We start from the raw sequence: 10,349 nt of genomic DNA, 5'->3' as shown, positions 1-10,349 counted from the left end.
TTCATGGTGTGGGCGTTTTGATTAAGCGTTAGAACTAAATCATGCCAGAAATGGGCGCCCACTCCCACCTTTTCGCTTGCGCTGCCAAGCAATTTTCATCCGTTCCGCTAGTTTTGCAAGAGGCTCAATAGATAAGGCGTTCTGGGTGCTCGGAGAACTCTTTCCACCTTACGACCTCTTCCGCAATGTCTCCATGAGGATCAAATAAAATAACGCCTTGTCTCTGCTTTAATAGCCCGTAAAGCATAACCTTGATAAGTTCGCTCTTTCCATGCCCTGACCCTGCACCAATATATGCATGGGCTTTGAGGTCGTGGCTAGACACTGGCAAAGCCCACGGCTGAAAAAACGCTTCCAAATCGTTTTTATGAAACGTGGCAAGGTACGCCACATAATCCGAATGAGTAGGCGTTCCACCTTGATGATGATTTCGTGGATGTGTCAGGATTTCTTTTTCATAGTCGATTTTGTGAATAGCTAAATCGCGGGCTTTGGCATACAGAAAGGCTCGACGTAATCGCCTGAACTCTTCCGGGTTTATGGTAGTCGCCCGGCGTATATCTTCATCTGTTTTTGATAGCTCTGAATCTCCCCGATAAATAAAGGGGTCATTTTGAGCGGGTGGCCGTGTCAGGCTACCACTGGACATCAAACGGGTGAATTCTGCGAACGTGAGCGGTTCCCGTGCACCTGGACACGGTGATTTTTTGGACTGTTTGAATTTGGCAATCGCAACGGACAATTCGTCCGGCCGGTCTACCGTTCTAGTCATCCCGAGGTCAATTTTAAATTCAGACATAGCCCAATTGCTACCTAAAAATGTGCATTTATCAATGTACTTCTGAGCAATTTACATAGTATTTTTGTGCTTTGATGACGTGTTTAGTAGTATTTTAAGCAGTTTACCGACGAATCAGGCAAATACTATATAAATCAATGACTTAAAGTCAAATTTTGAATTGAACTCCACAATACAAATACCTATTGTGTCCCCATCAACACGCATAAAAACGCAAACACATTAAAACGTTAAAACAAAAAACCATTAAAACGTATCAAACAGCTTCCCATTGTCGCACCAGCCTATCTATCTCGTCCTTCGCCTCCTGTTCCTTCCCCTTATTCAACAATGCAAGAACGTATCCCGTAACCATATTGAAATACGTGTCAGCTTGTCCAAGCTCGCTTTGCTTTTCCATTCTTTTAACTTCTAGATCGTGCTTCATTCTGGATACTCGAACATCGATCACGGCATCGACGATCTTTTCTTGAATCTTTGCACGAAGTGACGACCGCAATTCCATTTGCGTAGTCAATGATGCTCGTCGCTTGTTATCTTCATCAATGAGCTTGTGAACTGCCAGGACACCAGAATCGAAACCGGATTTTTGAATCTGATTCCTAAGTTCTAATTCCATTCTGGTAATTACATTTTTTTGCTCTTCCCTAGACAAAGCCAGATTATTGGAATGGTGCAAATTTGTAACGGATACATTATTTTCACCTCGCAAGCGTTCAACGTCTAACGCCCCCTTTCCCCGCATTTCTTCCATTTCAAACTGAGCGGAAATAGTCTTTTCTAATCGCTCATCTTCTCGATTCCCTTTGAATCGCTCACGATCCATTGCCCCATCTTCCCTTACTTTTTGACGGTCAATTTCATAGCCTGCCTTTACATGTTCACGATGTAGGGCGGCTTCATTGTCTATTTTTGATACGCCAACCTTTGCCTGAATCGTGGTATATAGCTTTTGCATTTCCAGATTGTGCGAGGGATTAAATTTTGATATAAGTTCCATGGCGTTCATAAAAATGTCCTTGTCAGAGAAGTTAAAACAAAAACACATTTAAACGATAAAACGCTTAAATGTGTTTTTGTTTAAGCGTTTTATCGTTTAAATGTGTTTTTGTTTTAATGCTTTTACTTTTTCATGGAAAGAAACACCCGCACCGCCTCGGCAATAAATGTATCTATTGTTGGAAATTCCTTGTGAGTCGTTAGGATTGCAATGTTCATTTCTGTTTTTAGGTGAACAGGAATACCGGCACTAATACGGGCATATTCGACACCTTCGAGACGATGTTTTTTCCTGCCGACTTTTTTAGTAGGCTCAACTTTCGCCACCTCTTGAATAATTGGAGACGTTTTATTTTTACTGACTCGTGCCAGTTTTTCCCGTATTTCATCACCGCTCAACGATGCTGTTTTTTTGGTAGTCATAGTTTATTTATTAGAAAGTAAAGTTAGAATTTCATCAGCGAGGTTTTGCATTTCTTCTTTCGCTTTCCCGCTATCGTCTTGCATGACATTTCCAGACAAGAGAAGCGATTTTGCATAAGCAACCCGATTCCCTATCTCTGTTTTTAGAATTGGTATTTTGTGTTGCTCTAAGTGGTCACGAATTTGGGCTTGCAGTGAGGCGCCAGATATAGCCATTGTCATGACAATGGCAGAAAGAAAGTCGTTTTTATCGGTACGCTGTGTCTCGATAAAATCGATTGTCTGACGAATAGCGAAAGCGTCGAATAGCGAGGCTTTACACGGAATAATAACCAAGTCAGTTATTTTTATAATCTCTTCAAGCTCTTTTGAGAGATACGGGGGCGTATCGATTATTACGACCTCGAACCCCTGCACCTGGGCGAGCAAGTCCGCATAGGTCGCAAAGTCCTTGCGTCGCACCAGGTCGAAGCGATCCGCCCCCGCGAAGTCCACAAACGACGATATAGACCCCTGCGGGTCAATGTCCACAAGGGCAGTTCGTAGGCCTGACTGGGAAAAGTACCCGTACAGGTTGAGGGCGATTGTTGACTTGCCAACCCCGCCTTTTTGGTGGGCAAGTGTGATAATGGAAGGCATACGAAAAGTCTACAGAAAAAACGTAAAAACGCAAGTTAAATTTTAACGATTTAACGTTTAATTTAATTAAACGTTTTTACGTTTTAATGGTATAATGTGATTTTACATTGCCTGACTGACGCAAAATTTACCGATCGGGGAACAAGGATGAGCGAGCGCACGACAACACAGGACGAACAAGACGGGATAGAGTGGTTTAACTCGCTCACGGAGACGGGGCGCGCTGAATGGCTCAACCGGGCCGGTAGTGCCGTTCCGGCCGACGCCTGGCAGGAGTTCAAGCGCTACCAGGCGAAATACAGCTATGAGGTCAACCCGCGCGCCGGCGAACTGGGGGGCGGGTGGCGTCTTCGGTTGCTCGAAGACGGCGAAGAGGTAGGGGGCGGGGTGTTCCCGCCAGTGGAAGGCATCGAGGACGACCAGGAGTCCGACAAGGCCGCTTACAGTGATGCAATGGACGAGGGCGAGGACTGGCTTGCATCAAGACAGTAAAAACGTTTAAATGTAAAAACGTTTTTACTGTCTATATTTCACCTATGCTTCTGGATGACGCCTTGCATTTAGGATAGCGGCTAGCTCACTGGTCGACAGACTACGCATATCTAGCGTCTTTCTGATTGGCTCAAACACTTTGTACATGCGGTCATACCCATCTATCGTTGGCATATGGGAATTATTGATGCGCCCTTTAAATCGGGTGAAACGGTCGAGATGGTCAACCATAAATGAGGCAATGCTTGAGTAATCACACTCATTATTTCCGTCAAAACCTGGAAATTGTGGGTTATTGCCAAAAGGAGCGGCACTTGATACCAGCTCAGCCCGCCCGTTTTCATCCAATTTTTCATGGGCTTCCTCAATGAAGCTCCACATATCTAAATAATTGGTAACGTCGCTCACTTTTGGCGGGTTTGGCTCACCATCGGAAAAACCTTGATATCGCCATTTTATGCCCCAAAGGTTATCGTTATAAAGAGCCGCTTTAATGAATTTTGGATCAATTCCATCCGTGTTCTCATCTATGCCAAGTTTTTCGGTAATATCACAAAGCATTGTGAGAATAAGTTTTTCTGATGCCGAAAGATTCATATTTATCCTAATAAGGTTCAAGGGAACGACTCAAAAACAAATTAAAACATAAAAACGTTTATTCGTTTTATTTACTAGAAGCGCCCCGGCCAACGCTTGGCAGCGTGCCGAACACTCAAAATCACGACCACACCGCCAGTCATGCGGTACGGTATGACGTAATTTTCATGTACGACCAGTTCACGGGTGCCCATCACACGGCCTGGCCGTCCCATACCAGGGAAGCCCGCCAGGTTCTGTACTTTCGCTTGAATTTCCAGGGCGAAGGAGTCGCCCCGATCCGGGTTATCTTGCCCGATATAGTCAACGATGGCCGCGAGGTTTGCCAACGCTTTTTTTGTCCACTTAACCGCCATGTTTTGCAAAGAAAGCGGCTACTTCCTCGTCTGTTGCAAACTCGCCCCTGTCTGCTTCCGCAATGCCTTCTAGGGTGTCTTGAATCTGCCAAGCTTCGGCTTCTACATACTCACGAATCGCGGCCACAGTAAGGGCGCTTTTTGTGCGGCCAGTGGCCTTTGTGAGTGCGGCCAGTTGGGCGGCAAGATCGACGGGGAGCCTGACGTTTAGCGGTTTTTCAGTGATGGTGGCGCTCATGGTTGCCTCAGATGGTGCGTGTATGGTTTTCATAAATTTTGTAATACACCTGCATTGTATGTATCACAGAACCCCTGTCAAGTCGGATTTTTCAACCTGTAGAGCGCATCAGCAAGCGAACAGGACTCAAAGACCGCTTTTTAGCCTCGTGGCGACGCTTTTCGAGTTGTTGGCTACCTGGCTACAGGAAACACCGTTTGAGCGCCTTGGCGGTCTGTTTCCTGCGCAACTCTGTACATGTTCGGCATCGTCCGTTGCCCAGTTGTTCACCCTCTATGGTTTCCACCTACAAACTTGCCCATTGCCCTGGTCGCTGGGTTCGGTTTGGGTTTTCAAGAGCGAAGCGAAAAAAACACACAAGGGCGAAGCCCGATTTCCACCTTTCCGAGAGTTGCACCTGTGTTGTTTCTTTTAAATCTTTAATACTTTAGGCACCATCAAGAGCCTTGATTTTAAAGGCTTTTTTACACCTAACTATGAGGAAAACGGAGCGAACTATGAGGAAAACGGAGCGAACTATGAGGAAAACGGAGCGAACTATGAGGAAAACGGAGCGAACTATGAGGTATGTTGCTAACGCCTCATGTGGCGTGTAAAATTCACTTACCATGAGAAAAAAATTGACGACTCATATTTTTTCAATATGATGATGCAACACCTCTAACCTTGCGCCTATGTGAGAAGCAATATCAATGAACATTGACGAAAAATCGCTAACTGTCCGACAGGCTAATTCACTTATTGAAGCGAGTTACAAGATTCCGTCAGTTGGGGAGGGGCGATTGATCCGAATGCTCATAGCTCAAATAAAACCGACTGATGAAGACTTTAGAACGTACAAAATCGCAGTATCTGATTTTGCAAAATTTTTTGGACTAACTGGCGGGAGTGCATACGATCTAATTGATAAAGCCGCTGAATCTTTAGCACATAGACCAATAACCATAAGGACGGGGAAAAGCTGGCTTCATACCAATTGGCTTTCTTCTGCCGAACATATAGAAGGAAGCGGGTATGTTGAACTTTGTTTTGATAAGAAGCTAAAACCTTATTTATTACAGCTTAAAGGCTATTACAAAGATTACTCATTAGACAAAATAATAAACTTCAAAAGTGGATATTCAATCAGGCTTTTTGAGATTCTGAAGGCCAACGAATTTAAAGCAGATGCAAAAGGAAATTTCAAGAGGAGTTTTGAATATGACGAATTACGAGAAATGCTTGGGATAGAAAAAAACGAATACCCATTATTCGCCGATGTTCGCCGAAATGTCATAGAAACAGCAGTAAAAGAGATAAACGCAAATCCAGATATTACGATTATTAAAGTGGATTACCCAAAGACAGGGCGCAAGGTTTCTCATGTTGTTTTCAACTGCGAACGGGCAAGGCAAACACAATTAGATTTTGATGATCCATTGCCAAAATTTGAGGAAGTCGAGCAAAAAAAAGAACACCCGGAGGATGTGCGAGAACTTATTTCTATGGGAATAGAAGAAAACACCGCTTATAAATGGCGTAAGAAATACGGCGCAAAACAGATAGCCCGCAATATTGCCTATACGCGAGCAATGCAAAAATCCAACAAGATACGCGATTCATTGAGTGGATACCTGGCCCGTGCTATTGCTGAAGACATAGCGAGCGGGTGGGAACAGGAAGAACAGAAAAAAGTAGATAAGCGGAAAACTCAGGAGCAAGCCGAAAAATTGAAAGAGGAAGACGAAGAGCGGAAACGTGAAGAATCAAAACAGAAAACACAAATGCTCTTATCTGAATTTCACGCTTTGCCAGAAAATGAGCAAGAAGCAATCCGCCGTATTTTTGAAAAACAGGCAGTACCAATAACATTGGGAATGTGGAATAGAGAAAAAGAACGGAATAAGACACCCGAATTAGACAAAAAACTTCTAGTCACGTTCGCGCTATTCTATGAAACATACCAAGCAAATTTGCAATTACCAGTCTAAAAATTGGAGTCATTGCCATGACAAAAGACGAAGCCGACAAGCAAAAAAATCCAATGTCTTTGCCAAGTGAAAAAATCATTGAGACATTAAATCGAATAATGAAAGAAAGTCCCGAAAGAGATTCAATGCTACTACCGACCAAGGAAGTAGAAGAAAGATTGATACAGCTAGAATTTTACAATTTTAAATCGCGTTTTTGAACTTGTCACGACGGTCTATTGCCAGTGAAAAATCATGAAATTTTCCTGAATTTATGGTAAAATAAAACGCCTCTAACGAAGGCGTTTTATTTTCTAACTCTTATGAGTATGGTACGTTCTACGGCTACCTATACGGCTATCAGTTTGGTGCTCGCTTCCTGTATCTCGTTAATCATCTTTTCAATGATTGCGTGAGCGGTTTCGGCGCTATGGTTGACAAACCATTGTGGTATCTAACCACGTTCCCCTTATGGGGGGAAAGAAACGAAAACAACGAGTTTCAGGCTGTGGGCTTAGGCGAAAACCTAAGCCCATTTTATTTTTTTAACCTGGAAAGTCAAATAATTTAATCCTGATAAATCGCATTGAATTTATCTATGACGGCCTTGGATCATGCCTCATCGCCTCATTCAAGCAAGGCTAAAATGTAGCCCGCCAGTGCTTCAAATGCTATATCCCCTTGCTCCTTATCGCCTTTTTCTATGGCAGTAGCTATTGCACGGTCTAGCTCTGCCTCTCGTTTTTCACTGCGTAACGAGCTGGGCTTGTCGAATAATTTGACCGCCATCTTTTGGAAAAAATGCGTTGCCGTAGGTGCCTTTGCTGGTGCGGTTTTCGGCGTCTCTGAATAATTTCAAACTACGTTTCAACCTTCATCGAGAACGAGATTTTGAGCATTCATATAATTGAATTAAGGTGACAATATAATGTCACAATACAAACAAAAGTCAAATTTATTTGACTGATTCGAGTTCGTTTAATTCGCTCTTTAGTGCGTCAATCATTGCCTTGTTTTCTTGTCCCTCTAGATCAAGAATGGTTTTCCGCATCTCGAAAATCTCCTTGTCTATCGCAAGTCCTTTTTCCTTGTGCTCTCCAAGTATTTTCATTTGTGTTTCTATTGCCTTGAGCGTGATTTCATGATCGACTTCGGCTAGTACCCTCTTTCGTTGTACTTCCCTGGCAAGCTGTAATTCAAATTCTGCCTGCTCTTCCTCTTTGCGCCGTTGATCTTGCTCTATCGTTTCGATTTTTCGTAGTCGGTCTTGTTCTTCTCCTGCTTCCTTGCGTATTAGCTCTTGAGCTATTTGTTCAAATTCCTGTAATTCAATTTTACGTTCTTCAATTTTGTTTAATAATTCTTTCTTTTCTTTCTTTGCTTTATACAAGATATATGGAAATATGGGAAACGCCAAAATAAAACCAAGGCCAAGAGAGATCCCTAAAACATCTTTCATAAAATGTGGATTATGCATGTCTGGAAAGTCAGAAAAAAAATGGTAATACCACTCTTGGAAATATAAGAATAGATTAATTATCACCATAATTGTCGACATTCCAGCAAAGCAATAAAGGAAGATGATTTTTTTAGAAGTCCATCTATTTATATTTTTAATAATTGGTTCAATTTCTTCAAGTGTCAAATCTTCTCTTATTGAGTATTCCATAAAATCCCCCCTATATAAAAATTTCTGATTTTTTCCCGTTGATACTATAAAAAGCGTCATTGATACCATGCGTAAAAACATCATCAAGGCTCGCAAAGTGAAAGCCTGCCGAATATTTTTCAAAGTCTGGTATCTCCCCTGCCCTGATCCCTGCAAGTACATTTTGCATCTTTGGCACATCGTCATATACGCTCAAAACATGATTCGCCGGCTGTTGGTTGAACATGCCAGAAAATCGCCTTTGTTGTATGGCTTCGGTGTGTTTGTGGAGTTGTTTAATAATCTCTGCTGTACTCGTTGCTCGGTGAAACTCGATAGTCGCAACCCGTGTGATATCCCCAGCTCGAAACCGAATAATTCCATCAGGAATTATTGATTTTTCTTTAAAATTTCCTTCTATCTCAACCCGTGTAATCTTGTGGCCGGTTCCGAGTCGGTTTGCTCCGACATATCGAAACTCAGGCAGTAAATCCAGTACCTCAAAGTGTCCTTCATGGCTTTTTTCATGCCCTAAGAACATAGCCAAAAGCTGTATCAACATGGCTCTGTGCGGGAACTGGAACGGGCTTTTTGCCTGCACGCCACCATGCGGGAAAAATACAGTCTCAGGATCAACATTCAACGTTTCAGCGATGGTTTCGGCTCCCTTTTTGCTCAGGGCGTAAAACTCTCCGAGCTTCTGGCCACCCTTCCCAGATTTTGACGTGGAGTGAACGAATTTTGAAACCAATAAATCATCTCCAGCGAGGTCGTTTAGATACCTTTTCCAATAATTCCGACGCTCTGGCATGTTTTGGCTTTTTGCAATAGCGTCAGAAGTCGCATTGATAAGTCGCCAGACTGCCAACAGTGCAAAGAGGTGATTTTGTGTATAGTTCGTTCTAAAACGCTTCATGGTTGCTAGTTAAAAAATATTTTTTCATCGTTGGTTGATTCCTGCTGTTGCGTACTTCGTGGCTTTTCCTTGACTGGACGGTAGTAGTGCTCGACCTGGTACGCCTTCACCGTCTCCCACTCTTCCGCACTCATCGAATTTTTCCCGTTCATTAGAAAGGTTGGAACACGAAAAAGACTTGCTTGCTCTTTGTTGTTTCGTTTTGCGTAAAACTCACCTTGCGGGAGTGCCTTAATATCTTTTTTGTCAATGCCTGTCATATTTGAGAGGTCACGGGCGGTTTCTTCGTCTCCCCCGTTTGCGCCTGCAATCCGCACCTTAGAATTTCCAAAAACCGCCCTCCTCATTTCTTCACCCATTCCATAGCCGGTGATCTGCTGTGCAATAGCGAGATGCAAACCATATTTGCGAGTCTCTTTGTAGATTTTTGGGATACTGTCAGACATAAAACGGTCGGCCTCATCGAGAAACATAAAAACGGGTCTTCGCTCGTCTTTTTGCTGTGCCTGTCTCCGCATAGCCATATTTTGTATAGATGCAATCAGGAACCGACCGAAAGCGTTACTCGTATCCCCGCCCAGCATCCCAGCCGATAGATTGAACACAATAAATTTCCCAGAATCTAAGGCTTTTACGAGGTCGATTGTTGAGGAACCGCCCAGGCAACGGTCAAGGGCTTTAGATGCCAACAAGGTACGTAATCGGTCACGGATAGAACTTTTTGTAGTGTCATAGGTTCGCTCGAAAAACGTATCGAGGATATCGAGCAAGGCGGGATTGTCGGTAAGTTGGGCTTTTGCACGGTCTACAAGGGGGGTAGGTTGCGTTTTCTTGTCGGCGCCTATAGGTGACTCGGCCATGAAGTCGATAAGGTCGTATAGCGTCGAATCTGGCGACATAGCGAGCGAGTACAAACAGGGCTTCAACAGCATTTTCATGCGGTTGCTTATGTCCCAATCTCCGCCAATGACTGCCGATAAAATATCGGTGAAATTTTCGACCGCACTATCTAATTGTTCTGCCCTATAGAGGGGGGCCAACGGGTTCAAAACTGGAATTGTTGCAAGGTCTAAGCCTGCAAGGTATGGATAGAAATAGAGCCAATTGCAAAACGATTTTTCCGAACTGGCCGACATCAGGAGAGCACGATTTTTCATCGCTTTTTGGTGATATCGGAGGAAATCTGATCGGTTACGGCGGCGGAATCATGGCTAATCTCATTTTTAAGGCGTGGGGATGCCGTACCTGAAACATTCGGAGCGGAATCGAGAGAAAGTTGAGCGGTATGGTCAT

At 43.5% G+C, this 10,349-nt stretch carries 14 protein-coding genes; 3 read left to right on the top strand and 11 right to left on the bottom strand.

From position 1 onward, the window contains the following. Positions 1-124: 124 nt before the first annotated feature. The 4 genes from F1735_RS30915 to F1735_RS30900 all read right to left on the bottom strand — a co-directional run bounded on the left by F1735_RS30915 (position 125) and on the right by F1735_RS30900 (position 2,860). Positions 125-799 carry a helicase HerA domain-containing protein gene (locus F1735_RS30915; RefSeq protein ID WP_167240505.1) on the bottom strand — a complete coding sequence of 225 codons (675 nt, stop codon included), beginning with the start codon at positions 797-799 and terminating at the stop codon, positions 125-127. A 256-nt stretch (positions 800-1,055) separates the two neighbouring features. Next, positions 1,056-1,808 carry a hypothetical protein gene (locus F1735_RS30910; protein ID WP_167240503.1) on the bottom strand — a complete coding sequence of 251 codons (753 nt, stop codon included), beginning with the start codon at positions 1,806-1,808 and terminating at the stop codon, positions 1,056-1,058. Positions 1,809-1,921: 113 nt separating this feature from the next. After that, a complete protein-coding gene (locus F1735_RS30905; protein WP_167240502.1) occupies positions 1,922-2,221 on the bottom strand; it encodes a hypothetical protein in 300 nt (99 codons plus the stop codon). Positions 2,222-2,224: 3 nt separating this feature from the next. After that, positions 2,225-2,860, bottom strand: coding sequence for a ParA family protein (locus F1735_RS30900; protein WP_167240501.1), 636 nt, complete (start codon positions 2,858-2,860; stop codon positions 2,225-2,227). Between the two features lie 147 nt (positions 2,861-3,007). Between F1735_RS30900 and F1735_RS30895 the strand changes: the two genes are divergently transcribed. Further along, a complete protein-coding gene (locus F1735_RS30895; RefSeq protein WP_167240488.1) occupies positions 3,008-3,352 on the top strand; it encodes a hypothetical protein in 345 nt (114 codons plus the stop codon). Positions 3,353-3,394: 42 nt separating this feature from the next. Here F1735_RS30895 and F1735_RS30890 read toward each other — a convergent pair whose 3' ends face one another. The 3 genes from F1735_RS30890 to F1735_RS30880 form a co-directional block, all read right to left on the bottom strand. Beyond that, the gene (locus F1735_RS30890) at positions 3,395-3,949 is read right to left on the bottom strand and encodes a YfbU family protein (RefSeq protein WP_167240500.1); all 555 of its coding nucleotides are present in this window, start codon (positions 3,947-3,949) and stop codon (positions 3,395-3,397) included. 74 nt (positions 3,950-4,023) lie between these two features. After that, entirely contained in the window at positions 4,024-4,305 is a 282-nt protein-coding gene (locus F1735_RS30885) for a type II toxin-antitoxin system RelE/ParE family toxin (protein ID WP_167240507.1), read from the bottom strand. Next, the gene (locus tag F1735_RS30880) at positions 4,295-4,543 is read right to left on the bottom strand and encodes a CopG family ribbon-helix-helix protein (protein WP_167240499.1); all 249 of its coding nucleotides are present in this window, start codon (positions 4,541-4,543) and stop codon (positions 4,295-4,297) included. Before F1735_RS30880 ends, F1735_RS30885 begins: the two co-directional genes overlap by 11 nt. Before the next feature lie 692 nt (positions 4,544-5,235). Between F1735_RS30880 and F1735_RS30875 the strand changes: the two genes are divergently transcribed. Both F1735_RS30875 and F1735_RS30870 read left to right on the top strand, forming a co-directional pair. Then, complete coding sequence (locus F1735_RS30875; protein ID WP_167240498.1) at positions 5,236-6,513, top strand: replication initiation protein; 1,278 nt, start codon at positions 5,236-5,238, stop codon at positions 6,511-6,513. A gap of 17 nt (positions 6,514-6,530) precedes the next feature. Beyond that, positions 6,531-6,713: a hypothetical protein gene (locus F1735_RS30870; RefSeq protein WP_167240497.1), complete on the top strand. Its 183-nt coding sequence runs from the start codon at positions 6,531-6,533 to the stop codon at positions 6,711-6,713. A gap of 406 nt (positions 6,714-7,119) precedes the next feature. On the opposite strand, the gene F1735_RS30865 is transcribed toward F1735_RS30870, so the two are convergent. The 4 genes from F1735_RS30865 to F1735_RS30850 all read right to left on the bottom strand — a co-directional run bounded on the left by F1735_RS30865 (position 7,120) and on the right by F1735_RS30850 (position 10,213). Continuing rightward, positions 7,120-7,281, bottom strand: a complete 162-nt coding sequence (locus F1735_RS30865; protein WP_167240495.1) for a hypothetical protein — start codon at positions 7,279-7,281, stop codon at positions 7,120-7,122. A 166-nt stretch (positions 7,282-7,447) separates the two neighbouring features. Continuing rightward, entirely contained in the window at positions 7,448-8,137 is a 690-nt protein-coding gene (locus tag F1735_RS30860) for a hypothetical protein (RefSeq protein ID WP_167240493.1), read from the bottom strand. A 34-nt stretch (positions 8,138-8,171) separates the two neighbouring features. Beyond that, positions 8,172-9,056, bottom strand: a complete 885-nt coding sequence (locus F1735_RS30855; protein WP_167240491.1) for a hypothetical protein — start codon at positions 9,054-9,056, stop codon at positions 8,172-8,174. Between the two features lie 5 nt (positions 9,057-9,061). Then, on the bottom strand, positions 9,062-10,213 hold the full coding sequence (locus F1735_RS30850; protein ID WP_167240489.1) for a type IV secretory system conjugative DNA transfer family protein: 1,152 nt from the start codon (positions 10,211-10,213) through the stop codon (positions 9,062-9,064). Between the last annotated feature and the right edge of the window lie 136 nt (positions 10,214-10,349).

This window comes from Massilia genomosp. 1, assembly GCF_011682185.1.
In the GTDB taxonomy this organism is placed as follows: domain Bacteria; phylum Pseudomonadota; class Gammaproteobacteria; order Burkholderiales; family Burkholderiaceae_D; genus Telluria_A; species Telluria_A rubra.
This window is presented reverse-complemented; position numbering and strand designations above follow the sequence as displayed.